Source organism: Jatrophihabitans telluris (assembly GCF_023516435.1).
In the GTDB taxonomy this organism is placed as follows: Bacteria; Actinomycetota; Actinomycetes; order Mycobacteriales; family Jatrophihabitantaceae; genus Jatrophihabitans_A; species Jatrophihabitans_A telluris.
Genome location: NZ_CP097332.1, coordinates 781,143 through 806,943, shown reverse-complemented (window position 1 = coordinate 806,943; position 25,801 = coordinate 781,143). Strand labels below are relative to the sequence as shown.

Here is a 25,801-nt window from a genome sequence, read left to right as displayed (position 1 = left end):
GTCGGGTCGGAGAGCTCAGCCCGGATTCCGGCCGATCGTGGCCTGCTCTGCGGACAGGCCCGGCTCGGCCTCGGCCACCATCAGCGCGATCGGCAGGTCGCTGCCGGCGATCGCTGCCTGCGCGTCGTAGCGCCAGAAGGGGCGTACGACCAGCGCCGCCACCGCCACCGCGATCACGCAGACCAGGCCGCCGGCCACCCAGGAGAAGGTCACCGACGTCGCTGAGGCGGTCGCACCGGAACGCAGGTCGCCCAGGCGCGGACCGCCGGCCACGACCACGATGAACACGCCTTGCATGCGGCCACGCATCGCGTCCGGCGCGTACGTCTGCAGGATGGTCTGCCGGTACACGGCACTGACCAGGTCAGCAGCGCCGGCGACGGCGAGCAGCATCACGACCAGCCAGAGTTGGTGGGCCAGCCCGGAGGCGGCCACACACAGCCCCCAGCCGCTGATGGCGATCGTCAGCGCGACACCCTGGCGCCGGATCCGGCCGATCCAGCCCGAGGACAGGCCGGCGACGACGGCCCCGATGGCGATCGCGGCGTACAGCGGCCCCACCTGCCCGTGCCAGCGCTCGGCGGCCACCTCCGGGTACAGCGCGCGCGGCATCGCGAAGACCATCGCGACGATGTCGACCGCGAAGGACATGAGCAGGACCGGCTCGCCGGCGATGAAGGAAAGGCCTTGTACGACCGAGCGGAATCCCGCCCGGGGCGCCGTGCCGTCCGGCGGCATGCTGGGCAGTCGAAGGGCGGCGTAGAGGGCCACGGTGAACAGCAGCGCGTCAGCGGCATAGGCGTAGTCGAATCCGTGGTGACGCGTGACCAGCACACCCGCGATGAGGGGGCCGAGCACCTGGCCGAGATTGCCCACCGTGAACGACAGCGTGTTGGCCGCCGGAACCAGGTCGGGCTCGACGATGCGCGGGATGATCGCTCCCCGGGCGGCCGAGGCGATGGCGAAGAACGCGGACTGGACGGCGACCAGCGCCAGGATGAGCGGCACGCTGCCGATCCCGGCGGCCGTCTGGGCGAACAGGCCCAAGGTGACCGCCCAAGCCCCGAGGGAGGAGATCAGGTAGAGCGTCCTTCTGTCCATCACATCGGCGATCGCCCCGCCGTAGAGCCCGAAGAACACCAGCGGAAGCAGCCCGACCAGCCCGACCAGTCCGACCTGCAAGGACGAGTTCGACAGGTCGTACACCTGTACGGGCACCGCGACCTGGGTGAGCATCGCCCCGACGAAAGAGGTGCCCTGCCCCACCAGCTGCCGCCGGAAGGACGCGATGCGCAGCGGGCGGGTGTCCACGGCATGGTGTTTGAAGCGGGTGGTGATCGCCGACCATGCCGTCACGGAGCGAGCCGCTCGGTCACCCAGTCCCCGCTGGCCAGGCGCCGGAACCGCAGGCGGTCGTGCAGCCGGAATTCACGGCCCTGCCAGAACTCGACCTCGGTCGGGGTGAGCCGGTATCCGCCCCAGAACGGTGGTGGGTCGATCTCGGCGTCGCCGAAGCGCTGCTCGGTCGCGGCCAGGGCGGCCTCGAGCTCGGCACGGTCGGCCAGTCGCCGTGACTGTGGCGAGGCCCAGGCGCCCAGTTGGGCGCCGCGGGGGCGGGAGGCGAAGTAGGCGGCGGTCTCGGCTGGGCTCACCTTCGCTACCGACCCGCGCAGGCGCACCTGCCGTTCCAGCGGCAACCAGGCGAAAACCACCGCCGCCGCGGGGTTCTCGGTGAGCTGGTCCCCTTTGGCCGACCCGTAGTTGGTGTAGAAGACCACACCGGCCTCGTCGAAACCCCGGGCCAGCACGGTACGAACGTCGGGACGGCCGGCGCCGTCAGCGGTGGCCAGCTGCATCGCGTTCGGCTCGCCGATGCGCGGATCGGCTGCGGCGTCGGCGTACCAGTGCCGCAGCTGCTCCAGCCAGCCAGCGGCCAAGCCGTCCTCGGTGAGTTCGCCACTGAGGTAGGAGCGGCGGGAGCGGGTGAGCTCGGCCAGGGGGTCGGGCGCCGACGGGTTCGTCACGAATGCATTCTCCCAGTCCGCTCCCGGACGGTTGACCTCGGCGCGGTCATGGGCCAGCAGGCGTAGCCCAGGCCCGCATACCGGCCAGGCGGCGTAGCCCAGGCCCCGATACCGGCCGATTCCGCCACAGCCGGGGCCACCAAGAGGTCATCTGGTGCGACACCCGCCACCGGCGTGAACCCGTTCAGGCAGATGAGTAAGAATGACGGGTTGGGAGCGGCGTGCAAGCGTCGCGGTACGTCGCCTGAACGACGCTTAACGACGCTGTATGAACTCGCCGCGCGAACGCAGATCGGAGATCAACCCAATGTCCGACGACTTCAGCCCTGGACTCGAGGGTGTCATCGCCTTCGAAACCGAGATCGCCGAACCCGACAAGGACGGCGGCGCGCTGCGCTACCGCGGCGTCGACATCGAGGATCTGGCCGGTCACGTCACCTTCGGCAACGTCTGGGCCTTGCTGGTGGACGGCAAGTTCGGGCCGGGCCTGCCGCCGGCCGAGCCGTTCCCGATCCCGGTGCACACCGGCGACGTCCGGGTGGACGTCCAGGCGGCGTTGGCCATGCTCTCGCCGATCTGGGGCTACCGCCCGCTGCTCGACATCTCCGACGACGAGGCCCGCGAGCAGCTGGCCCGCGCCTCGGTGATGGCGCTGTCGTATGTGGCCCAGTCGGCTCGCGGAGTCGGCAACCCCGCGGTTCCGCAGTCCCGGATCGACCAGTCCCGAACCATCATCGAACGGTTCATGACGCGCTGGCGCGGGGAACCGAACCCGGACCACGTCCGCGCTGTCGACGCCTACTTCGTCTCCGCCGCCGAGCACGGCATGAACGCCTCGACCTTCACCGCCCGCGTCATCGCCTCCACCGGCGCCGACGTGGCCGCCTCGATTTCCGGCGCGGTCGGCGCGATGTCGGGCCCGTTGCACGGCGGCGCACCGGCGCGGGTACTGCCGATGATCGAGGAGGTCGAACGAACCGGTGACGCCCGCAAGGTCGTCGCGGACATCCTCGACCGCAAGGACCGGCTGATGGGCTTCGGCCACCGGGTCTACCGAGCCGAGGACCCACGGGCGCGCGTGCTGCGCCGCACCTGCAAGGAGCTGAACGCTCCGCGTTACGAGGTCGCCAATGCGCTGGAGCAGGCGGCTCTGGTCGAGCTGCGCGAGCGACGCCCCGACCGTCCGATCGAGACCAACGTCGAGTTCTGGGCTGCCGTCATCCTGGACTTCGCCGAGGTCCCGCCGCACATGATGCCGGCGATGTTCACCTGTGCGCGGACCGCGGGCTGGTGCGCGCACATCCTGGAGCAGAAGCGGACCGGTCGCCTCGTTCGTCCGTCGGCGCGCTACATCGGGCCGGCGCCGCGTAAGCCTGCCGACGTCGAGGGCTGGGACGCCATTTCCGTCGGCTGATCCGGCCTCGCGGGCCGCGGCTCAGCCGAAGTTCTGCCCTTCACCACGGTAGGACGGCACCGTCTGCACGACCGACGATCCCTGCACCAGGTGGACCCGGTCGAAACGTTCCAGCAGCTCGCCCGCCTTGGCGTGCCGCAGCCAGACCCGGTCACCAACGCGCAGCAGCTCCGCCGACGGCCCGCGCAACGGGGTCTGGACCTCCCCCGCGCCCTCGGTGCCGAGCAAGGCGAAACCGTCCTCGACCGGCAGCGGCTGCCGGGACTTCTTGGTCGGTCCCGAGGCGATGTAGCCGCCTCCGAAGAGCGTGGCGATATCCCGCGTCGGACGGCGTACGACCGGTAGCGCGAAGAACATCGCCGGATCCGGGTTGAAGGCGTCATAACCGTCGAACAACGTGGACGCGTACAACCCGCTGCCCGCGGTGACCTCGGTGACCGCGGGGTCCTCGGCCGAGATCTCCAGACTGCCGGTCCCTCCGCTGTTCACGAACTCCAGCTCGATTCCCGTCGCTCGCACCGCGGCGACGACGGCCGAGCGCCGGATGGCCAGCTCCTGGGCCGACCTGCGCTTGACCACGCGTACCGCCGGTGAGCTGTCCGGCAGGCCCGCGATCTGCGCCTCGTAGAACATCACGCCGACCACGACGAATCCCAGCCGGACAGCGTCGCGGGCCAGCGCCGCGGCCTGGTCCGGCGTGCGGATCGGCGAGCGGCGCACGCCCAGGTGCGCCTTGCCGACCCGCAGGGAGGCATCGATATCCAGGCAGATCCGGATCGGGGGCAGCGCGGCACCAGCACGCGCCTTGGCACCGGCAATCGTGGCGGCGATGAACTCCAGTTGCGCCACGTCGTCGATCATCACCGTGATCGCACCGACCAGTCCGGCGTCGGAGGCCAACTCGACCAGCGAGCCCCGCAGCGCCGTGGGATAGCCGACCAGGATGTCGGACACGCCGCCCCGGCTGAGCCAGATCGCCTCCGCCAGTGAGTACGCCATCACCCCGGCGAAGCCGTCCATCGCCAAGACCCGTTCGAGGACCGCGCGACACCGCACGGACTTACTGGCCACCCGGATCGGTACGCCACCGGCACGACGCACCAGGTCGTGGGCGTTGCGGGTCATCGCCGGCAGGTCGAGCGCGGCCAGCGGCGGGTCCAGGGACTCGGTCGCCGCGGTCAGCCGATGCGCGGTCGTCCCGAACTCAGCCATCCTGCCGCCCTTCCTTCGCCGTGCTCGTCATGTCGCCTCCACCGGATCGGGCTCGAACGCCGGAGCGAGCCACAGCAGGCCGGCCGCCAGCACCGCCGGGACCACGAATCCCCAGCGCAACGAACCGATTCCCCCGATGGCGCCGACCGAAACCCCGCCGATGATCGAGCCGAGGTAGTTGAAGATGTTGACCCGAGCCACCACCTGGTCGGCGTGGCCGGGCGCCAGGGTTCCGCAGGCGGAGAAGCAGAGCGGCGCCACCACCGGCAGTCCGATGCCGGTGATGCCGAAACCCGCGATGACCACCCACGGATTCGGCGCCGCAATCGCCACGATCAGCCCGGTCACCCCCATCGCCGCGGCCACCCGCACCGTCGGCTGCACACCGAACCGGCGGACGGCCAGGTCGCCGAACACCCGCGACAGCAAGGCCGTCGCCTGATAGGCCGCGTAAGCGACCGGCGCGAGGGACGACGATGCGTGCAGGCTGTCGTGGGCATAGGTGGTCGCCCACGAGCCGGCGCCGGCGTCCACGACGTAGAAACACACCATCGCGGCCCCGAGCAACAGCACCGGCCGCCACGGGATCCGGTGTTCGATCGGGCCGGTGCCCAGCCCGCGGTCGGCCCGCAACAGCACGGTCGAGCTCACCAGGCCGTAGCCGGTGACGAGCAGGGCCGCCAGCGCGACCGACCAGCCGAGTCCGAGACCGAGTCGTTCGGTGCCGGCGACGTAGAGCGCGCCGACGATGCCGCCCGCCGACCACCAGGCGTGGAACGAGGTCAGAATCACCCGGCCGTAGCGACCTTGGACGGCGACCGCCTGCATGTTCGTGCCGGCGTCGACGGCGCCGAGCCCGAATCCGTAGATGCCGAAGGCCAGCAGGAAAGTCGGGCGCGAGCCCGCCAGAGCGATGCCCAGCGCCGCCAGCCCGATCCAGACCAGGGCGATCTGCAGCGTGAACCGTGAGGAGAATCGCCGCGCCAGCGACTCGGCACTCAGACTTCCCGCTCCGGCCAGCAACGACACGGTCAGGATGACCAGCGCGATCCCGTTGTCGTCCATGGCGAAGCGATGCTTGAACTGCGGGACGTGGGTGAGCAGCACGGCGAACATCAGGCCCTGCGCGGCAAAGGCCACGCTCGCTCCGAGGCGATTGCGCCGCAACTCACGGTGGGCGCGAGCGATCCACTCGGTTTGGGAGGACACCACGCTCGCACTCTAGGGCAGGTCGCCGGCGCGGGGCCGGACCCTGGCCGGACCCTGGCCCGACCCTGGCCCGACCCTGGCCCGACCCTGGCCCGACCCTGGCTCGACCTTGGCTCGACCTTGGCCCGGACCCTGGCTCGGCCCTGGCCTGCGCTGCGGACGCGCCGGGCGTCGCCCTATAGTCGCAGCACGATGAATGAGGCAGATCAGGCGCGCAATTCCTGGACGAACTGGGCCGCCACCTACACGGTGAGCCCGCGCACCGTCGCGCATCCGGCCAGCACCGAGGAGGTCGCCGAACTGATCGTCGCGGCCGGCCGGCAGGATCTGTCGGTGAAGGCCGTGGGCGCCGGGCACAGCTTCACCGACATCGCGGCCACCCGAGGCGTGCTGATGCTCCCCGACCGGCTGACCGGCATCCTGACCGCCGACGCGGAAACCGGGCTCGTCACCGTCGCGGGCGGTACGACCCTGCACGAACTGAACGGCGCGCTCTGGTCCCTGGGGTTGTCCATGACCAATCTCGGCGACATCGATTCCCAGACCATCACCGGTGCGATCTCGACCGGGACGCACGGCACCGGGCGCCGCTTCGGTGGACTCGCAACCCAGGTGCGCGGATTCCAGCTGGTCACCGCGGCCGGTGACGTCCTGAACTGCTCGGCAGAGGAGAACCCGGAGATCTTCTCCGTCGGCCGCATCGGACTCGGCGCCCTGGGCGTGATCACCGCGGTCACCATCCAGTGCGAACCGGCCTTTGCCCTGCATGCGGTGGAGAAACCGGAGAGCTACGACGCGCTGCTGGAGACCGTCGGGGCCAACGTGAGCGACAACGACCACTTCGAGTTCTACTGGTTCCCGCACACCCGTCGCGTCCTGACCAAGGCGAACAACCGGGTCTCGGCGCAGGACCCGCTCGCGCCGGTGGGGCGGGTGCGCGGCTGGATCGACGACGAGTTCCTGTCCAACACGGTCTTCGAACGGATCAACCGGATCACCACCCGACGCCCGAGCCTGATCGGGCCGGCCAACAAGATCGCCGCACGTGCCCTGTCGGCGCGGGAGTACACCGACCGCTCGTACCGGGTGTTCGCCTCTCCACGTCGAGTGCGCTTCCGGGAGATGGAGTACGCGCTGCCGCGCAAGACCCTGTCCTACGTGATCGACGAGATCGACCTCTGGCTCAGGCGCCAGGACGAGCGCGTCGGCTTTCCGGTGGAGGTGCGCTTCGCCGCCGCCGACGACATCCCGCTGTCGACGGCCTACGGTCGCGAGACCTGTTACATCGCCGTGCATCAATACCACCGGCGCCCTTTCGAGCGTTATTTCCTCGCCGTCGAGCGAATCGTCCGGTCGGTCGGCGGTCGCCCGCACTGGGGCAAGCTCCACTTCCGGACCGCCGAGGACCTGGCACCGCAGTACCCCGAATTCGATCGCTTCCTGGCCGTCCGGCAGTCACTGGATCCCGGCCGCCGGTTCGGCAACGACTATCTCCGGCGGGTGCTCGGCAGCTGATCCCGGGCCCGCAGCGGGCCTGGATCGGCGAGCCGAGCTGTGAATCGCCTCTGTCGGGGGCGGCCACGGAAGCATCCTGGCTGCCCTGGTGTTGGGCCGGATATGACCTTCACCAGCGATGCGATCTCCGATCTTCCTCTCGTCCTCGGCGGAAACGTCTTCGGCTGGACCGCCGACCGCGACGCGTCCTTCGCCGTGCTGGATGCCTTCGTCGCGGCGGGCGGCAAGCACATCGACACCGCAGACGTGTATTCGCTATGGGTGCCCGGCAACTCCGGAGGCGACTCCGAGGCCATCATCGGCGAATGGCTGACCAGCCGCGGCAATCGCGACGCGCTGTTCATCGCGACCAAAGTCGGCGCCCTCGCACCGCACGACAACCTGCGTCCCGACAGCATCGCCGCCGCGGTCGAGGATTCGCTGCGACGCCTGAACACCGATTACATCGATCTGTACTGGGCCCACCGTGACGATGCCGACACCCCGCAGGAAGAGACCCTGGCGGCGTTCGACTCCCTCGTGCGCGCCGGCAAGGTCCGTTACCTCGGGGCATCCAACTTCTCGGCCGAGCGCCTGCGCTCGTCCCTCGCGATCACCGCATCCTCGGGTGGGGCGCGCTACGAGGCCGTGCAGCCGCTGTACAACCTGCTCGAGCATGCCGAGTACGAGGACGGCGTCGGACGGGTCGCGGCCGAGCACCGGCTGGCCACCGTTCCTTACTACGGCCTCGCCGCAGGCTTCCTGACCGGCAAGTACCGGCCCGGCGTCACGGTGGACTCGGCCCGCGCCGAGGGCGCGAAGAAGTATTTCGATGACCGCGGCTTCGGCGTGATCGACGCTCTGGAGTCGGTCGCCACCGACCACGATGTGACGGTGTCGGCGGTGGCCCTGGCGTGGCTGAACCAGCAACCGACCGTCCTGGCGCCGATCGCCTCGGCCCGCACGGCCGAGCAGTTCGCCGACCTCGCCTCACTCAAGGGGCTGGTGCTGAGCGAGGACGAACTCGGTCTGCTGCGCAAGGCCGCTTCCTGAGGCCGGCGTGAAACTCGAGATCTTCTCCGATGTCGCCTGCCCCTGGTGCTACATCGGCAAGACCAAGCTGGAGCCGGCTCTGGACGCGTACGCAGCGGCCCACCCGGAGGAACAGGTCGAGCTTCGCTACCGGCCCTTCCTCTTGCAACCGGACATGACGGGTCCGTCCCGTCCGGAGCTGGAGTACCTGACGGAGAAGTTCGGCCCTCAGGCTGCGGCGATGACCGACAGCGTCTCGCGGGCCGGGGCCGAGGTCGGGCTTGACCTGAATTTCGACACAGCCATCGCGGCCAGCACCCGACCGGCGCACCAGCTCATCGAGGCCGCGTGGGTGAGCGGTGGTTATCCGGCGCAGCGGCGCGCGGCGGACGAACTGTTCGCGAGCCACTTTGCCCGGGGTGAGGACATCGCCGATCCGGGGGTGCTCGGCGCGGTCGCCGACCGAGCCGGTCTGCCCAGCCACGTGCTGGAACAAGCCCTCAGCGAGCCGGCGGTGGCCGCAGCGGTGGAGGACAGCCTCGTCGAGGCCGCCCAGCTGGGCATTCAGGCGGTGCCGACGTTTGTCGTAGATCGCCGGATCGCCGTCCAGGGTGCGCAACCGACCCACACGTTGCTGGCTCTGCTCGAAAAGGGCGCAGAGCAGCCTGCAGGCTCCTGAAGCCATCACACCAGAGCCGTTGAGGTTGCCCTCGTTGCTGCACCAGACCCGTTGAGGTTGCCCTCGTTGCTGCACCAGACCCGTTGAGGTTGCCCTCGTTGCTGCACCAGACCCGTTGAGGTTGCCCTCGTTGCTGCACCAGACCCGTTGAGGTTGCCCTCGTTGACGGTGTTCAGGCGTTGAGGTTGCCCTCGTTGCTAGCAACGAGGGCAACCTCAACGGTGGGTGGGGAATGGCGTTGAGGGCCTCTGGGAGGATGGTCCGGTGACCGAGAACCTTGCCACTCCGGCGATCCCACGCGACCTGCTGCCACGTGACGGGCGGTTCGGTTCCGGTCCGGCCAAGGTACCCGCCGGCCTGCTCACGACCTTCGCCGAGCGCGGAGTCAAGGTCATGGGCACGTCGCACCGCCAGGCTCCGGTGAAGTCCCTGGTCGCTCGGATCAAAGCGGGGCTGATCGAGTTGTTCGACGCTCCCGATGGATACCAACTCGTGCTCGGCAACGGCGGGTCGACCGCGTTCTGGGACGCTGCGGCGTTCGGTTTGATCCGGGACCGGGCGCAGCACCTGACGTTCGGAGAGTTCTCGGCCAAGTTCGCCGCGATCAGCCAGGGCGCACCATTCCTCGGGGAGCCGACCGTCCGCTCCGCCGAGGCGGGCAGCGCGGTTCTGCCGGCGTTCGAAGCCGACGTCGACGCCTACGCCTGGCCGCACAACGAGACCTCGACCGGGGTCATGGTGCCGGTGCGGCGCGTCCCCGGCTCGAACCGGGACCAGTTGCACCTGATCGACGCCACGTCGGCGGCGGCCGGTCTGCCGGTCGACCTCGAACAGACCGACGCCTACTACTTCGCACCGCAGAAGGGCTTCGCCGGCGACGGCGGCCTCTGGCTGGCCTTCTTGTCGCCGAGTGCCCTTGAGCGCGTTGCCCAGATCAAGGCGTCCGGTCGCTGGATCCCGCCATCGCTCGACCTGGCCACCGCCATCGACAACAGCGCCAAGGACCAGACGTACAACACCCCCGCCATCGCCACGCTCTGGTTGCTGGCGCATTCGGTGGAGGACCTGCTTCGTGCCGGCGGTCTGCCGGCCGCGACCGCCCGCTGTGCCGAGTCGGCGGGCCGGCTGTACCGCTGGGCTGAGGCATCGCCGTTCGCGTCCCCGTTCGTGTCCGACCCGGACCTGCGCAGCGCCGTCGTCGGCACCGTGGACTTCGATGCCGGGGTCGACGCCAAGCGGCTGTCGGCCGCCCTTCGCGCGAATGGGATCGTCGACACCGACTCCTACCGTGGACTGAACCGTAATCAGCTGCGCATCGGGATGTTCCCAGCCGTGGATCCTGACGACGTGAGTGCCCTGACGGCCTGCATCGACTACCTGGCCCCCCGGTTGTGACCACCAGGCAGCGGTGACCCCACGCGCCTCTGACCACAGCACCCGGTCGGAACGTAAGGTGCTGCACTATGCGGGAACTGCGCTTCGTCGGACCCGGAGACGACCGCGTCGTCATTCTGGAGTCGGTCGCAAGCGGTAAGCAGTACCGGCTTCCGATCGACGAACGGCTGATCGCCGCCCTGCAGCCGGACATCGACGAGTCCGAGCAGCGGCCGGCGAGCGGGGAGGAACCGATGACCGAGCTTCGACCACGCGAGATCCAGATGCGGGTACGGGCCGGGGAGGATCCGCAAACCCTGGCCGAGGCGGCACGCGTGCCGTTGGACAAGGTCATGCGCTTCGCCTACCCGGTCCTGCAGGAGCGGGTGCGGATCATCGACGAGGCCCGTCGCGGGCGTGCGCGTCGTGGCTCGGACGGGTCGACCGTGGTTTTCGGGGACCTCTTCGACAGCCGGGTTGCTTCGCTCGGCACCGAACCCGGAACGGTCAACTGGGACTCCTTCCGACGCCCCGACGGTGGCTGGACGGTCAGCTCGACCTTCACCGCCGCGCGTTACGACGAGGCTCAGATCGAGTTGGCGGCGCGCTTTTCCTTCGCCCTGAACAACCGCACGGTCTCGGCGCTCAACGATGTCGCGGCCGACCTGCTGACCGGAAACCCGATCAGCGCCCTGGAGCGCCCAGCTCCCCCAGCTCCGCCGGCCCCGCCGATCGCCGCCCCGCCAACCGCGCCGGTGGCTTCGCCGCCCGAGCAGGAGTGGTCGCGCATGTCCGTCGACCCGGACAGCCCGCCCCGGCTCGCGGCGGTGGCCGAGTCGGCCCCGGAGCGACGCTCGCACCTCCGACTCCCGTCCCGACGGCAGAAGGCACACACGCATCCGGTTCCGGTCCCGGCGGACGAAGAAATGTTCGCCGACCTGTTCGACCAGGAGATGCTCGACAATCCCTCGGGCGGCCTGTGGCACGAGCCCCCGCTTCCGCTCGAGTTCGGCGAGCCGGCCCAGGCAGCGCAGCCGGCTCAGGCGGCTCAGGCGGCTCAGGCGGCTCAGGTGACCGAGCCGGCCGAGCGAGTCGAGCAGGCCGATGCCGGCACGTCCCCAGCGCTCGGCCAATCGCGGACCGAGCCTGACCCGCGGGATGAACCGTCCGACCAGGGCGACTCGTCAGAGCAGGACTCGCAGACGGCCGCGGCCCCGGCCGCGGCTCAACCGGTGCCGTACGGTCAGATCGCCTATCCGACGACCCCGCATCCGCAAACCGGCTTCCCGGTCTCCGCTGCCCCACCGGCACGCACACCGGCACCGGACGGGGCGGTACGACCGGCGGCCCCGTCGCCTGCCCCGAGCCAGGACGCAGCCGCCGAGCCAGCGGCCGCCGAGATCACCCACCGCAGAGGTGGCCGCGGATCGGAGAAGCCGAAGATGCCGTCCTGGGACGACATCCTGCTCGGTGTACGACGCAAGAACGACTGACGGACCGGTCACCTCTGGCATAAACCGTTCGACCGTTGTCGGTGCCTCGTCGTAGATTGAGTCACCGTGACAGACGGGGCCATTCAGACAACCGACGAGGGCTCCCTGTCCGACCTGAAGCGGCTGTGGCCATGGCTGAGGCCCTATCGCGGCTACCTGATCTTCATGCTCGTCATCGCCACTCTGGCCATGGTCGTGCAGTCCATCCTCCCGCTGGTGACCGCTGCCCTCATCGATGGCCCGATTGCCCGGCACGACGTCGGCGGTATGTATCCCCTCATCGGTCTCGCCCTGCTGTTCGGCCTGGCCGAGGCGGTGCTGTTCGGCATTCGGCGCCGAGCGATGACGACGTCGGCGCTGGCCATCGAGACCGACCTGCGCCGAGACTTCTACCAGCATCTGCAGCGATTGCCGGTGAGATTCCACGACCGGTGGCCCTCGGGCCAGCTGCTGTCCCGGGTGACCAGCGACCTGTCGACGCTGCGCCGGTTCGTCGGCTTCATCGCGGTGTTCTTCTTCGCCAACCTGGCCGTCATCGTGGTCATCCTGGTCCTGCTGATCAAGCTCGACCCACCGCTGGGGCTGGCGGTCTGCGTCGTCATGCTGCCGCTCGGCGCGGCCACCCGCTACTACGAGCATCGGTACAACCTCGAAGCTCGCCGGGCTCAGGACCTCACCGGTGATCTGGCGACCAGCGTCGAGGAGTCGGTACTCGGCATCCGGGTGATCAAGTCGTTCGGTCGGCGGCGGCAGTTGCTCGACGACTTCACCGAGGACGCCGGTCGGCTGCGCGCGGCCGAGCTGCAGAAGAACCGGACGCTGGCCAACCTGTGGACCGTCATCGGCACGTACCCGCAACTGGTGCTCGCCGGTGTCACCCTGTTCGGCGTCATCGCCGTCGCTCACGGACGCCTGAGCACCGGTGAGCTCGTGGCTTTCATAACGCTGCAGCTGCGGTTGAACTGGCCCCTGATGGCGCTCGGGTGGTTGATCGCCGGCACGGAGGAGGCGGTGGCGGCCACCGCGCGAATCTTCGAGGTGATGGATTCGAGCACCGACCTGACCGAACCCGACCGCCCCGCGTCCCTTCCCCATACCGACCGTCCGGCCCGGTTGAGCTTCGACGATGTCAGCTTCCGCTTCCCGGGGGCCGAGTCCGACGCGCTGAGCCATGTCCAGCTGGACATCCACGCCGGCGAGACGATGGCGCTCGTCGGTCCGACCGGTTCGGGCAAGACGATCCTCACCGCGCTCGTCCCCCGGCTGCACGACGTGAGCTCAGGGGCGATCCGCATCGACGGGGTCGCGATCGATCAGATCACCCTGGACGAGCTGCGCAGCACGGTGAGTACGGCCTTCGAGGAGCCCACCCTGTTCTCGGCCAGCGTGCGCGAGAACATCACCCTGGGACGCCCGGACGCAACCGACGCCGAGGTCACCGAGGCCGTGGACATCGCCCAGGCCGGCTTCGTCCACGAACTTCCGTACGGGCTCGACACCCGCGTCGGCGAGCAAGGACTGTCGTTGTCGGGGGGCCAGCGTCAGCGGCTGGCTCTGGCCCGCGCCGTGCTGGGTCGTCCCCGGGTGCTGGTGCTCGACGATCCGCTGTCGGCACTGGACGTCCACACCGAAGCCCTGGTCGAGAAGGCCCTTCGCCGGGTGCTGGCGGACACCACCGCACTGGTCGTCGCCCATCGCGCCTCGACGGTGTTGCTGGCCGACCGGGTGGCCCTGCTCGAAGACGGCGCCATCACCGCCGTCGGCACGCACAGCGAGCTGATGGCCGGAAACGAGCGATACCGCAACCTGCTGTCGCAGAAGGCGGAGGTGAGCGCATGAGCACCGAGGCCGACTGGCGTGGCCAGCTCGACGACGATCCGGCCAAGGACGACGAGGTTCTGACCGCCGATGAAGGCGAATCCCCGCTGCGGCCGAAACTGGACCGGGAAGCCCGCGTCCTGCTCGCGGAGCTGATCAAGCCCTACCGTCGGCAGATCGCCGGGGTGTTCGCCCTCGTCGTCGGTCAGGTGATCGCGACCATGGTCGCGCCCTGGCTGATCGGGCTGGCCATCGACCACGGCATGCCCGAGGCGATCGCGGGCCACTACCGCACGTTGACCCAAATCGTCGGAGCGCTGGTCGTGGCGGCGGCCGTTTCGGGGGTGCTGCAGTGGGCCTTCCTGCGCCGGTCGGGCACCATCGGGCAGGCGATCCTGTTCGACCTGCGACGACGGGTCTTCGATCATGCCCAGCGGCTGAGCGTGTCCTGGCACGAGTCCTTCACCTCTGGCCGGGTGATCAGCCGGCTCACCTCCGACGTCGACACCTTGCGCGAGCTGCTCGACGCGAGCCTCGACGGACTGCTGCTCGCCGTCCTCAACATCACGGTCATCTCGGTCCTGATGCTGGTGCTGGACCCCTGGCTGGCGCTGATCGCACTGGCCGCCGTGATCCCGTTGTTCTTCCTCTTCCGCTGGTTCTCGGCCCGATCGACGGTGGCGTTCCGGCGCACGCGGGAGAGCATCGCTCTGCTCATCGTCCAATTCGTGGAGACGTTCAACGGCATCCGGGCGGTGCAGGCCTTCCGCCGGGAGAAGCGCAACGACGCCATCTTCGACAGCCTCAACCTCGACTATCAGGACGCGAACGCACAGGTCTTCCGGCTCCACATGGTGTTCATCCCCGGCGTCACCCTGATCGGCAACGTCGCGACCGTCGTCGTGTTGTTCGCCGGCGGGATGCGGGTCGCCAACGGGGGCTTGGCCCTGGGGGTGCTCACCGCGTTCCTGCTCTACCTGCGCCAGTTCTACGGGCCGATGGAGGATGTCGCGATCTTCTTCAACTCGCTGCAGTCGGCGACGGCCGCGCTGGAGAAGCTGGCCAGGGTGCTGGCCGAGAAGCCTTCGGTACCTGAGCCGGAGCATCCCGCTGTGCTGGCCCTGCCGGTCCGCGGCGAGATCGCCTTCGACGGGGTCGAGTTCTCCTACGAGCCGCGCGCGGAGCGCCCGCGGGTGATCCTTCCTGAGCTCGACCTCAACATCCTTCCGGGGCAGACGGTCGCGCTGGTCGGCGCCACCGGTGCCGGCAAGACGACCATCGCCAAGCTCATCAGCCGGTTCTACGACCCGACGAAGGGCGCTGTTCGGCTCGACGGCATATCGCTGACCGACCTGTCCGAGGACGATCTGCGTAGCTCGGTGGTCATGATCACCCAGGACGGTTTCCTGTTCTCCGGCTCGGTGGCCGACAACATCGCCTTCGGCCGGCCGGGAGCGAGCCGGGACGAGATCGAGGCGGCCGCCCGCGAGGTGGGGGCCGACGAGTTCATCCGGCGGCTGCCCGCCGGGTACGACACCGATGTCCGCAAGCGTGGTGGACGCCTGTCGGCCGGGCAACGCCAACTGGTCGCTTTCGCGCGAGCGTTCCTCGCCGACCCTGCCGTGCTGATCCTCGACGAGGCGACCTCCAGCCTGGACATCCCCACCGAACGCGCCGTCCAGCGCGCTCTGCGCACGGTGCTGCACGGCCGGACGGCGTTGATCATCGCGCATCGGCTGTCGACGGTGGAGATCGCCGACCGCGTGCTGGTCCTGGACGAGGGCCGCGTGGTCGAGGATGGGACCCCTGAGGTCCTTGCCGGTGATGTATCCGCCGAGGGTGGCCGCTTCGCCGCACTGCACACCGCTTGGCGGGATTCGCTGGTGTAGCGGAGCTGCGGGGTCCATCCACCTTTCCGGCCGCCGGGCTGTATCAGCGTCGGCCCCCGGAGCATCCTGGTACGGACGGCCCGCCGCATCGCCGGCCACGTCGAGCTGCAGGCGACATCGGGTGGGCCGCTTTCGGGGAGGACCGATGACCGCACGACCGGAGCTGTACAAGACCACACTGGACGCGGCCAAGACCGCTGCCGAGCAGTACCTGCACTCCATTCCGGACCGCCCGGTGCCACCGCGCAACACGGCGCAGCAACTCCGAGCGGCGTTCGACCATCGGCTGCCGGACGGTCCGACCGATCCCGCCGAGGTCGTGTCGCAGCTCAACGCACTCGTCGAGCCCGGCCTGATGGCCATCGCCTCGGGCCGGTTCTTCGGCTGGGTGATGGGCGGAACACTGCCCGCGGCGCTCGGCGCCGACTGGCTCGTGAGTGCCTGGGACCAGAACGCTGGGTTGCACGCGGCCACCCCGGGCGTCGTGGCCGCAGAGGATGCGGCCGGCCGCTGGCTGCTCGATGTGCTGGGCCTGCCCTCCACCGCCGCGGTCGGTTTCGTCACCGGAGCGACGATGGCCAACTTCACCGGCTTGGCGGCCGCCCGTGACCGCGTCCTCGCCCAGGCCGGATGGGACGTGGCCGAGAAGGGCCTCACCGGCTCGCCGGCGGTCCGGGTCATCGTCGGCGAGCAGCGCCACGAATCCGTGGACGTGGCGTTGCGATACCTCGGTCTGGGCGCGCCGCAGGCCGTGGCAGCCGACCGTCAGGGGCGCCTGGTCGTCGCTTCGCTGAACTCGGCGCTCGAGAGCGCGCAGTCCGGCCCGACGATCGTCTGTCTACAGGCGGGCAACGTACATTCCGGGGCGTTCGATCCGATCGCCGAGGCCATCGAGGTGGCTCACCAGCACGGTGCGTGGGTGCACATCGACGGCGCGTTCGGGTTGTGGGCCGGCGCGAGCGTCGGGCATCGGCAGCTCGTCACCGGCTACGAGGCGGCCGATTCGTGGACGACCGACGCTCACAAGACGCTGAACGTCCCTTACGACTGCGGCATCACGATCGTCGCCGACCGGTCGGCGCTGCGCTCGGCGATGGGGATCCACGCCAGTTACCTGATCCCAGACGCCGCCGGGGACCCCCTCGATCTCGTCCCGGAGATGTCCCGGCGCGCCCGCGGCGTCCCCGTCTGGGCGGCCCTGCGCTCGCTGGGCCGCTCCGGCGTCGCCGCCCTGGTCGACGATTTGGCCCATCACGCGCAGGAGTTCGCCCGAGCGGTGAACGAGATCGACGAGGTCGAGGTCCTCAACGATGTCGTCTACACCCAGGTGTGCCTGGCCGTCGGCGACGATGAGCGCACCCGTGCGGTGATCGCCGCGCTGCTCGCCGAAGGCGTGGCCTGGATGTCGGGATCACGGTGGGGTGGCCGAGCCATCATCAGGGTGTCGGTCAGCAACTGGAGCACCGACGCCCGCGACATCGAGATGTCCGTACAGGCGATAGCCCGCGCGGTTGCGGCAACCGCGCCGTAACGTCCCAGCAGCTTCGAGCGTGTGAGTCGGAGTCGCCGACCGGCTAGTGCGGCGGCGGCATCGGCTCGTAACCGTGCCGTCCCGCCGCTTGATCACCGGAAGCCGGAGCACCCGAAGCCGAACTACCCGGAGCCGAACCACCCGAAGCCGGGGCATCGGAGGCAGGGCTGCCAGAAACAGGACTGCCAGAAACAGGACGATCGGTGACAGGACGATCGGAAAGGGGGCGATCGGACGCGGCAGGCTCATTGCCGGCACGCTCACGGTCGAGCCGTTCGCGCTCGGATCGTTCCTTCGCGAGGCGCTGCTCCTCATCACGGCGACGGGCGGCTTCCAGACGCTCGTCCTCGGCCCGCCGCTCAGCCTCGATCGACCTTTCCGCATAACGGATATCGGCCGGTGAGCGTACGGAGAGTCGGCCGAAGGCCGCAGCCGCGACGAACACGATCGCTGCGCCGATGGCGTAGAAGAACAACAGTTGTTCGGCCGCCTGCCGGGAGTTGCCCGTCCCCGTCGGCGATCCGAGCGAACCGGTGTGCAGCACCGGGGCCAGGGCGGGCCCGACGACCAGCCAAGCACCGGCAGCCACGGCCAACCAGCACGCGAGGACGGCAGTACTGCGGCGAGCGCTGAACAGAACCAGCAGTCCGGCGGCCACGGCCACGGCGCCGGGAAGCACTTCGTGCCAGCCCCGGGCGGCGGTCCACTGCCAACTGGAATCAGGGGTGTAGGCCAGGTTGAACCACGGCCCGATGAACGGCACCAGGGCCGCCCACGCTCCGAGCACGATCAGCAGGAAACCGCTGAGCGCACCACGGCGTCGAGCAATCCGGCCTCGTGCGCGACGCCTTACCTGGCGATCGTCGATCTGCATGGCTTACCTCCGAAGGGGCTGCCGAACCGGCAGAGCGGCGGCCGATCGATCGTCGGCCGCGGCTGAGCAGGTCGGCGGGGAGCCGGCACGGATTCGGCCGGGTGCGTCTGGTGGGCAAGCAATACTGCCGGTGGTCACCGGACCTGCCCGCCACTGATAGCGCTGAGTCAGACCATACGCGCTCGGGCGGGCGTGCACAGTTCGACGGCCGCCCGCGGGCCTACTGCGCCCGAACGCCGGGCGGAGTACGAATGAATCATGGATGCCCACCTGTCACTGGTGCGACTTCGCGAGCTCCGTGAGGCCGCGGTGGACCAGCTGGCCGCGCTGGACGCCGAGTTCCATGCGCTGCAGGCGGCTGCCGCTGACAGCAACGTCGATGACGAGCACGACCCGGAGGGCACCACCATCGCCTTCGAACGGGCGCAGCTCGACGCGAGCCGGCAGCGAGCCAAGGCGCAGGTCGCGGAGGCCGAGCGCGCTCGCCGCGATGTACACGAGGGTCGCTACGGCTGGTGCGAGTACTGCGGCGAGGAGATCTCCGCCGATCGGCTCGAGGCTCTGCCCCTGACCCGTCGCTGCATCGACTGCGTCGGCCGCTGAGCCGTGGCGTACGCGCCCCCGTGTCGTGGCGCCAACACCCAGTACAGACCGCCGCCGATCAGCGGCCCCACCAGCGCCGACAGATCCGCACCGTCGAGAGCGGCCGCAATGGGGCCGGTGAAGACGGCGGTACGGGCGCACAGCAGGGCGGCCGCGATGCCCGCACTCAACGCGATCGCACCGGCCGGGTTCACCCCGCTCCGAAACCAGAACTGGCCGGCCGGCGTCTCGTCGTGCAGGGCCGACCCGTCGTACCGATTGCGGCGCAGCACGATGTCCACACCGTAGATCGCCAGTGCGGGACCGAGGAAGGCCACGGTCAACGCCAGCAGATTGTTGAGGGTGTCGAGGAAGTCGTTGACGAACAATGCGTAGGACGTTATTCCTACCGCCACGATCGCGTCGAAGATGACGGTGATCGCCCGCGTCCAGCCGATTCCCATCGCTTGCAGCGCCAATCCCGTGCTGTACGCGGTCAGTACGTTGTTGGTGATCGATCCGAGCACGATGACGGTCAGGAAGATCGGGTAGAACCACCCCGGGAGCACCGCGGACAGCGACGTCTGCGGATCGGTCATGTCGACCACGGTTCCGGCCAGCACCCCGATGCCACCGAGTGCGACCGCGGGCAGGTAACCACCGACGGCGGTCCAGCCGACGATCGCCCGGCGTGAGGTGCTGGCGGGCAGGTAGCGGGCGTAGTCGGCTCCGGTCCCCCAGGACAGCGGCGAGGAGGCGATGATCGTGAACCCGGCCGCGGCCGCGGCCCACAGCGCCGGACCGTGCACGGCCGAGTCGACGGGAGGTCGATACCCGAAGTCGGCGTGCCGCAGCACGAAGTAGCCCAGTAGGACAAGGCTGATCAGCAGCACCGCACTGAACATCCCGCTGAGCCGGACGATCGTGGCATGGCCGTAGACGCTGATCGTGAAGGTAACCAGGGCCGTGATCGCGATGACGATCGCCTTGACGGTGCCGGTGGCCGACCCGCCCCATTGCTCGACGAGGGCGAACCCCGCCAGGGCACCGACGGAGAGGTTGATGGCCTCGTAGGCCACGCCGACACCCCAGCCGAGGACGAGGTTGTAGAGCCGGTTGCCGCGCACGCCGAACATCGCCCGGGTGATCACCTCGCTCGGGGTGCCAGCACTCGGCCCGCTGACGGACAACCACCCGACGAGCAGCCAGAAGAGGTTCCCGACCAGAACCACGGCCATGGCCTGGACGACGCCGAGCCCGAGCAGCACCAAGGTGCCGCCCAGCACGATGTAGAGGTAGGTGATGTTGGAAGCGGCCCACAGGACGAGCAGTTCCCGGGCCCGACCGTGCCGCTCGGACTCGGGAATCACGTCGATACCGTGCGCTTCGATTCTTCCGGTCCGGTCGCCTGCCGGTTCGTTGAGGGTCATGCCTGCCCGCCTTATTGGTCTGTGAACCAATTGCTTGTTGGTCCGAAAGTCAATACCATGGGACGCATGCCGTCAAGACCCGCTGCCGTTGGGGCCGATCCGACACCGACCGCCCGGCGTAAACCGCCGGAGGCTCGACGCGCTGAGATGATCACCGCCGCGTCCGCCCTGGCGCTGTCCGAGGGTCTGGACCGAGTGACCGCGCGCCGAGTGGCCGACACCCTGGGGGTGTTCCCCGGTCTCGTCAGCCACTACTTCGGCACCGCGGACGACCTGGTGGCGGCGGCGTTCGGCCATGCCGCGGCGCAGGAACGGGACGAGCTGTTCGCGCGCGCCGAGCGAGGATTGACCGCCAAAAGCCGGATGCGTCGGCTGCTCGCGCAATGGCTGGCTCCCGATCGCGACGCCCTCAGCCTGCTATGGCTCGATGCCTGGCAGGCCAGCCGCAGGCGGCCTGCCCTGCTCGCTGAGGTGAGTCGCCAGATGGAACTGGACACCGGTCGCCTCGCGGCTTTGATCGAGGCGGGCGTGTCGGACGGGCAGTTTCACACGCGTTCGCCGAGCCGGTCCGCGCTTCGCATCATGGCGATGGTCGACGGGTTCAGCGTCCAGGCGGCCGTGCGTACCACCATCGATTACGACGACGTCAGGCCCATGGTGCTGCGTGGCGCCGAACGCGAGCTGGGCCTGGCCGACGGCACGTTCGTCTGACCCCCCGCCGCGGCCCGGTCCGGCGAAAGTGCTGCATCAGTCAGCACCGGTCAGCGTCAGCCAGCGTTGGGCTCACCGAAGACTCTGCCTACCGACAGTGCGGCGAAGGCGACCGCGCCGGCGGTGGCGACGTTGAGGGAGTCCACCCCGTCGGACATGGGGATCCGGCGCCATTCGCTGGCGGCCGCCAGCGCCTGCTCGGACAAGCCGGGTCCCTCCGCCCCCAACAGCACAGCCCAGCTCGCGCGTACGTCGGCCTCGAACACCGATCCGGCCGCCGCGCGAGGCGTCATCGCCAGCACCGGGACGTCCGCCTCGGCGAACACGGACATCGACTGCGGCCACGGATCGTCCAGTACGGCAAAGGGCATCGAGAAGACGTGACCCATGGACACCCGGACACTGCGCCGGTACAGCGGATCGGCGCAACGACGGTCCAGCAACACCCCGTTCAGCCCGAAGGCGGCGGCATTGCGAAAGAGCGAGCCGAGGTTCTCGAAATCGTTGAGACCCTCCAGCACCACGAACCGGCCCCCGCCGCCGACCACGGACGCGGGCGAGACCGGAGCCGGCCGATCAGCCGAGGCCAGCACGCCGCGGGTCACCCGGAACCCCACCACGTCCGAGAGCAACCACTTGTCCACCTCGTACACCGCGACATCCGGCGCGGCTGTCAGGGTCGGCGCCAGCGCTGCGAGCTTTCCCGGCACGCCGAGGATCGCCCTTGCACGATAGGGGGACCTGAGCAACCGGTCCACGACGTTCACGCCCTCGGCGATGACGATGCCGCGCCGGTCCGGACGTACGTCGGCGTCGATCAGGGCGCGGAAATCGGCCAGCCGCGGGTCGTCCGGATCGTCGATCGTGACGATGGGCCGTGGCGTGCTCACGCCCGCACGATATCGAAACGATGCCGCAGCCCGGGCAGCCCGACCCGCTGCCGGTGGGACAAGGCCACGCCGAGCACCACCGAGAAGACCAGGCAGATCACGCCGCCGCCGAGCATTCCCCACCGCGGCCAGAAGACCGCTCCCGACCGGATGCCACGCATACGGGCAGGCGTGCCGTCAGCAGTAAGCGTGGGCGACGCGTTGGGCCCACGCCGGTCAGCGAGATCAGTTGCCCGAAGAAGTAGAGGCGATAGTTGCGTACGCGCAGCGACTGGAACGGCTTGGGCCGCGAAAAGAACTGGGGGGATTGGGTGAGGGTCGAGTGGAGGACTGGGTCACTCCGAGGCCAGCCGATCCAATACCTCGGCGGCCTGCAACAGCTTCTCCCGGTCCGCGGCGGACAACTCGGCCAGCCGGCGAGCCAGCCACTCGTCGCGGAGCCGGATCTCGTCGGCGAGCAGGTTCTGCCCGGCCTCGGAGATGGAGATGATGGACTGGCGCCGGTCGTCCGGGTGGGCGGCGCGCTCGATGAGGCCGGCGCCTTCGAGGGCCGCCAGGATCTTGGTCATCGACGGAGGCTGCACCTGCTCGATCGCCGCGACCTCCCCTGCGCTCAGCGGGCCGTTCTTGTTGACCGTGGCCAGGGCGGACAGCTGCGACAGGGTGACGGCCGTGTCGGCGCGCTGTGAGCGCAGCCGGCGCGCGACGCGCAGAATGGACAACCGAATGGTCGAGGCCAGCGCGGCGTCGGCAACCCGACTGGGAGCAGTCACATGCTTAGTCTAGCTAACGAATGCCTCACACGCCAGCCGTTCCGCACGACTCGAGCCCGGTAGCCTCGTGGCCGTGAGCGAGCACCCAGCGCGCGAGTCGAGCGCGAACGGCGAGCCCGGTCCGACCGCACCCGCCGCCGAGCCGAGCGGGTCACTCGCCGGGACTCCCCCGAGCACTCGTGACCTGCCGCCGGCCGCGCAGATGCTGGTGGTGGACGCGCGCACGGTCGTCCTGATCGGCACCCTCGCCTTCACACTCGTCCTGGTCGGCTTGTTGCCCTTCTGGGCGTGGTTGGGCCACCACGATCACCGAGTCTGGCTGTGGACCGCGTTGTCGGGCGCCGTCCTCGGACTCGTCGGTCTGGTCCTCATCCGCAAGCATTCCTCCGAAGGCCGGCTTGGCTGACGAACGCGGCGCGAGTGGGCCCGCGCTGAGCGCCGGGCTCGCGCAGGTGCTCGGGCTCGCCAAGGCCCTGAGCGCATCGACGCAGGCCGACACCTCGGAACTGGCGCTGCTCACCGGCCGGTGGCCGGCCGGGCGCGCGATACTGGCCTGGCACCCGAGCGGGCACGTCGCCGACCCGGCCGCCGCCCGTGGACCCGGATGGATCGGGGTCCACCGATACAGCCAAGGCGCAGTGCCCGAGGATCGCGGCCCATCGGGCTTCACCCGCTTCGATCGGATCCTTCGACTCGGCCCCGCGACCTCCGTCCGGGCGGGCGGCCGACCAGGAGCAGGGCAACGCGCGCCCGAAGCACTGACGCTCTGGACTCGCAATCCGGCAGATGCCGACGCGGTCGGCCGGCTTGTCGGCGCGCTGGCCGAGCAAGCGGCGGACGGGCAGGTCGGGCCGAGTGCGTCCGAGGTCCGGATCACCGCGGTGGAGGGCGGCGCGGAGTACGCACACCTGGCCGCGGTCGAGCACGCGATCCGGGCCATCCGCGCCGGCTCGCTTTACCAGGTGAACATCTGCACCCGGCTGTTCGGCGAACTCGCCGGCAGCCCGTTCGACCTGTTCGCCGCCGGTGTCACGACCCTCGACCCCGACTACGCCTGCTTCCTGCAGACGGAAGGGGGCAGCGTGGTCAGCCTGTCCCCGGAGCTGTTCCTGGCCCGCGATCACACCAGCTCGGTCGACGTCGTGGTCAGCGGCCCGATCAAGGGCACGCGTCGACGCGGCGACACGATGGACCCGACCGAGCCGGCGGCGCAGGAACTGCTGGCCTCCGACAAGGACCGGGCCGAGAACATCATGATCACCGATCTGGTCCGAAACGATCTCTCCCGCGTGGCCCGGGCGGGTTCGGTGACGGTCCCCACCCTGCTGGAGCTCCGTCCCGCTCCGGGCGTGTGGCACCTGGTCAGCGAAGTGCGGGCCGAACTGGACGCCGGGGTGACCGACGCCGACCTGATCGGGGCCGCGTTCCCGCCCGGCTCGGTGACCGGGGCACCGAAATCCGCAGCTGTACGCCTGATTGACCAGCTGGAGGACCGCGAGCGCGGCGCCTTCACGGGTGCCCTCGGTTACCTGGGGATCGAGGCAGGTACTGCCCTCAACGTCGCGATCCGGACCTTCGAATTCGCCTCACCGGGCGGGGGTCGCTTCGCCCTCGGCGTCGGGGGCGGAATCACGGCAAGCTCCGTGCCGACCCTGGAATGGCGCGAGTGCCTGGTCAAGGCCGCGCCGTTGCTCGCGCTCGGGGGCTATCGCCTGGACGTTCCGACGAGCGAGATCCCGGCCGGCGTAAACCCCGATGAGGGCGTCTTCGACACCCTGCTCGCGGTGGACGGTGTTCCGATGGCCGCGGCCGATCACCTTGCGCGACTGGCGGAATCGTCCGAGGAGGTGTTCGGGCGACGACTGCCCAGCGAAACCGCCGACCGGGTTCGGCGGGCAGCGGCCGCGACCACCGGCCGCCAGCGGATCCGGTTGTCGGTGCGGGCCGATGTCGCCGAGCCCTCGATCACCCTCACGCCGGCCGCGCCGCCTCCGGATGAAGTCCGGCTCCGGCTGATCACCGGCCGGAGCGGCGCCTGGCGGCACAAGTGGAACGACCGCCGCTACCTCGCCGCGCTCGAACGACAGTGCGCTCCGAGCTGGCCGGCCTTCCTCAACGCCGACAACGCGCTGCTGGAAACGAGCCGGAGCAACCTCGCCGCGGTGACCGGCGGGCCGGACGCGGCCAAGGGCTACCCGAACTGGACGTTGCGCACGCCGGTGGCCTCGGAACGGATACTGCCCGGAATCACGCGTCTGCGGTTGCTCGATGTCGCCGGAGATCTCGGGTGGCGCATCGAGTTCGGGGACCTCGCTCTGGACGAGCTCCGCGATGCTCGCCTCGTCCTCAGCCTGAGCAGTACCGGACTGCTCCCGGTGTCAGGCCTCGACGGAGCCGACGCCGTCGATTTCGGTCTCGACCGGGAACTGCTCGCCGAACTCCGGGACCTGCTCGGCCTCTGAGACGTTCTCGTCCAGCACGTCCTCGGCCGGAACTCCGTCATCGAGCACGTCATCGCCGAGTACGTCGTCCAGCACATCCTCGTCTTCGTCTTCGTCTTCGTCCGAGGCGTCGACGTCGGCGACCGCGTCGGCGTCGGCGTCGGCGTCGGCGTCGGCGTCGAGCACAGCCGAGTCGAGTTCGAGCGGGACGACGGCGTCGTCCTCGAAGACCTCGCCGTGCTCGACGTTCAGCTCGACGACGGCTTCGGAGTGGGCGCCACACCCATGGTCGACCGAGACGATCTTGCCGTCGGCCTCGGCGATCTCGTTGGCGCAGGCACCGAAAGCGCCACCCAGCGATCCGCGCAATGGGGTGTAGAAACCGCAGGTTCCGCACGGTGCGGGGGCCTGCTTGGCCATGGGACTGTCCGGTCCACGGTCGCCGGCGTACCAGCGGTCGGCTGCCTCGAGCCGGCCGAAGCGCGACAGCACGCGGACGCGACCCAAGCCCAGTTCGAGTACGACCTCCTCGATCTGCGGGTCGTCCGAAGCAAGGTAGCCCGGCACCAGACGCGGGTCGTCGAGCGCCGTCGGCAGGACATCGCCGGGACTGAGATCACCGGGCTGGATCCGCTCGCTCCAGGGAACCCACGGCTGGGCCAGCAGCGCGCCCTGGCCGGGGAGCAGGACGACCTCGGCGACGGTCGGTTCGAAACCCTCGGCGCGACCGATCGTCACGGCCCAGTGCCAGCCGTGATAACCCTTGAGCGTCGCCTCGAAAGCGTGCGTGACCATCCGTTCGCCCTCGGCGCTCACCCCGAGGTGCGCGCCGACATGGTCGGACTCGGTGACCGCGGAGTCCTCGCGCGCGGTCTCCTGGGCGGCGGAGCGGGCGAGCTCGACGGCCCCGGCGCAGATCTCGTCGAGGACG

23 protein-coding genes are annotated in these 25,801 nt (G+C 69.7%); 13 read left to right on the top strand and 10 right to left on the bottom strand.

The features are described from left to right. Positions 1–15: 15 nt before the first annotated feature. Together M6D93_RS03855 and pdxH are read right to left on the bottom strand one after the other, a co-directional pair. Positions 16–1,356 carry an MFS transporter gene (locus tag M6D93_RS03855; RefSeq protein WP_249773040.1) on the bottom strand — a complete coding sequence of 447 codons (1,341 nt, stop codon included), beginning with the start codon at positions 1,354–1,356 and terminating at the stop codon, positions 16–18. Beyond that, entirely contained in the window at positions 1,353–2,024 is a 672-nt protein-coding gene (pdxH, locus tag M6D93_RS03850; protein WP_249773039.1) for a pyridoxamine 5'-phosphate oxidase, read from the bottom strand. Before pdxH ends, M6D93_RS03855 begins: the two co-directional genes overlap by 4 nt. Before the next feature lie 307 nt (positions 2,025–2,331). On the opposite strand from pdxH, the gene M6D93_RS03845 reads away from it, so the two are divergent. Then, entirely contained in the window at positions 2,332–3,438 is a 1,107-nt protein-coding gene (locus M6D93_RS03845) for a citrate synthase 2 (RefSeq protein ID WP_249773038.1), read from the top strand. Positions 3,439–3,459: 21 nt separating this feature from the next. On the opposite strand, the gene M6D93_RS03840 is transcribed toward M6D93_RS03845, so the two are convergent. Together M6D93_RS03840 and M6D93_RS03835 are read right to left on the bottom strand one after the other, a co-directional pair. Further along, a complete protein-coding gene (locus tag M6D93_RS03840; RefSeq protein WP_249773037.1) occupies positions 3,460–4,650 on the bottom strand; it encodes an amino acid deaminase/aldolase in 1,191 nt (396 codons plus the stop codon). Positions 4,651–4,677: 27 nt separating this feature from the next. Continuing rightward, the gene (locus M6D93_RS03835; RefSeq protein ID WP_249773036.1) at positions 4,678–5,862 is read right to left on the bottom strand and encodes an MFS transporter; all 1,185 of its coding nucleotides are present in this window, start codon (positions 5,860–5,862) and stop codon (positions 4,678–4,680) included. A gap of 189 nt (positions 5,863–6,051) precedes the next feature. On the opposite strand from M6D93_RS03835, the gene M6D93_RS03830 reads away from it, so the two are divergent. The 8 genes from M6D93_RS03830 to M6D93_RS03795 all read left to right on the top strand — a co-directional run bounded on the left by M6D93_RS03830 (position 6,052) and on the right by M6D93_RS03795 (position 17,169). Beyond that, a complete protein-coding gene (locus M6D93_RS03830) occupies positions 6,052–7,374 on the top strand; it encodes a D-arabinono-1,4-lactone oxidase (protein ID WP_249773035.1) in 1,323 nt (440 codons plus the stop codon). 102 nt (positions 7,375–7,476) lie between these two features. Continuing rightward, positions 7,477–8,406 (top strand): aldo/keto reductase, encoded by a 930-nt coding sequence (locus M6D93_RS03825; RefSeq protein WP_249773034.1) that lies wholly within the window; start codon positions 7,477–7,479, stop codon positions 8,404–8,406. Positions 8,407–8,413: 7 nt separating this feature from the next. Then, positions 8,414–9,064, top strand: a complete 651-nt coding sequence (locus M6D93_RS03820; RefSeq protein WP_249773033.1) for a DsbA family oxidoreductase — start codon at positions 8,414–8,416, stop codon at positions 9,062–9,064. 264 nt (positions 9,065–9,328) lie between these two features. Next, positions 9,329–10,459 carry a phosphoserine transaminase gene (serC, locus tag M6D93_RS03815; protein WP_249773032.1) on the top strand — a complete coding sequence of 377 codons (1,131 nt, stop codon included), beginning with the start codon at positions 9,329–9,331 and terminating at the stop codon, positions 10,457–10,459. 68 nt (positions 10,460–10,527) lie between these two features. Further along, complete coding sequence (gene sepH, locus M6D93_RS03810) at positions 10,528–11,931, top strand: septation protein SepH (protein WP_249773031.1); 1,404 nt, start codon at positions 10,528–10,530, stop codon at positions 11,929–11,931. 66 nt (positions 11,932–11,997) lie between these two features. Next, complete coding sequence (locus M6D93_RS03805) at positions 11,998–13,770, top strand: ABC transporter ATP-binding protein (protein ID WP_249773030.1); 1,773 nt, start codon at positions 11,998–12,000, stop codon at positions 13,768–13,770. Further along, positions 13,767–15,638, top strand: a complete 1,872-nt coding sequence (locus M6D93_RS03800; RefSeq protein ID WP_249773029.1) for an ABC transporter ATP-binding protein — start codon at positions 13,767–13,769, stop codon at positions 15,636–15,638. The genes M6D93_RS03805 and M6D93_RS03800 overlap by 4 nt, the downstream gene beginning before the upstream one ends. A gap of 145 nt (positions 15,639–15,783) precedes the next feature. Beyond that, on the top strand, positions 15,784–17,169 hold the full coding sequence (locus M6D93_RS03795; protein WP_249773028.1) for a pyridoxal phosphate-dependent decarboxylase family protein: 1,386 nt from the start codon (positions 15,784–15,786) through the stop codon (positions 17,167–17,169). Between the two features lie 43 nt (positions 17,170–17,212). Here the strand turns inward: M6D93_RS03795 and M6D93_RS03790 are convergent, their stop codons facing one another. Beyond that, complete coding sequence (locus M6D93_RS03790) at positions 17,213–18,043, bottom strand: hypothetical protein (RefSeq protein ID WP_249773027.1); 831 nt, start codon at positions 18,041–18,043, stop codon at positions 17,213–17,215. 258 nt (positions 18,044–18,301) lie between these two features. Between M6D93_RS03790 and M6D93_RS03785 the strand changes: the two genes are divergently transcribed. Continuing rightward, positions 18,302–18,646: a TraR/DksA family transcriptional regulator gene (locus M6D93_RS03785; RefSeq protein ID WP_249773026.1), complete on the top strand. Its 345-nt coding sequence runs from the start codon at positions 18,302–18,304 to the stop codon at positions 18,644–18,646. On the opposite strand, the gene M6D93_RS03780 is transcribed toward M6D93_RS03785, so the two are convergent. Continuing rightward, positions 18,550–20,055: a purine-cytosine permease family protein gene (locus tag M6D93_RS03780; RefSeq protein ID WP_249773025.1), complete on the bottom strand. Its 1,506-nt coding sequence runs from the start codon at positions 20,053–20,055 to the stop codon at positions 18,550–18,552. The genes M6D93_RS03785 and M6D93_RS03780 overlap by 97 nt on opposite strands. Before the next feature lie 66 nt (positions 20,056–20,121). Here M6D93_RS03780 and M6D93_RS03775 point away from each other — a divergent pair, with 66 nt between their 5' ends. Beyond that, a complete protein-coding gene (locus tag M6D93_RS03775; protein ID WP_249773024.1) occupies positions 20,122–20,766 on the top strand; it encodes a TetR/AcrR family transcriptional regulator in 645 nt (214 codons plus the stop codon). Positions 20,767–20,822: 56 nt separating this feature from the next. Here the strand turns inward: M6D93_RS03775 and M6D93_RS03770 are convergent, their stop codons facing one another. The 3 genes from M6D93_RS03770 to M6D93_RS03760 all read right to left on the bottom strand — a co-directional run bounded on the left by M6D93_RS03770 (position 20,823) and on the right by M6D93_RS03760 (position 22,429). Beyond that, positions 20,823–21,656 (bottom strand): TrmH family RNA methyltransferase, encoded by an 834-nt coding sequence (locus M6D93_RS03770; RefSeq protein WP_249773023.1) that lies wholly within the window; start codon positions 21,654–21,656, stop codon positions 20,823–20,825. After that, entirely contained in the window at positions 21,653–21,817 is a 165-nt protein-coding gene (locus M6D93_RS03765; protein WP_249773022.1) for a hypothetical protein, read from the bottom strand. Before M6D93_RS03765 ends, M6D93_RS03770 begins: the two co-directional genes overlap by 4 nt. Positions 21,818–21,991: 174 nt before the next feature. Beyond that, on the bottom strand, positions 21,992–22,429 hold the full coding sequence (locus M6D93_RS03760; RefSeq protein ID WP_249773021.1) for a MarR family winged helix-turn-helix transcriptional regulator: 438 nt from the start codon (positions 22,427–22,429) through the stop codon (positions 21,992–21,994). Between the two features lie 73 nt (positions 22,430–22,502). Between M6D93_RS03760 and M6D93_RS03755 the strand changes: the two genes are divergently transcribed. Both M6D93_RS03755 and M6D93_RS03750 read left to right on the top strand, forming a co-directional pair. Next, positions 22,503–22,835, top strand: coding sequence for a DUF2530 domain-containing protein (locus M6D93_RS03755; protein ID WP_249773020.1), 333 nt, complete (start codon positions 22,503–22,505; stop codon positions 22,833–22,835). Beyond that, positions 22,828–24,891 (top strand): chorismate-binding protein, encoded by a 2,064-nt coding sequence (locus M6D93_RS03750; RefSeq protein ID WP_249773019.1) that lies wholly within the window; start codon positions 22,828–22,830, stop codon positions 24,889–24,891. The genes M6D93_RS03755 and M6D93_RS03750 overlap by 8 nt, the downstream gene beginning before the upstream one ends. Here M6D93_RS03750 and M6D93_RS19495 read toward each other — a convergent pair. Beyond that, the gene (locus M6D93_RS19495) at positions 24,808–25,788 is read right to left on the bottom strand and encodes a DUF3027 domain-containing protein (protein WP_430667214.1); all 981 of its coding nucleotides are present in this window, start codon (positions 25,786–25,788) and stop codon (positions 24,808–24,810) included. The genes M6D93_RS03750 and M6D93_RS19495 overlap by 84 nt on opposite strands. Between the last annotated feature and the right edge of the window lie 13 nt (positions 25,789–25,801).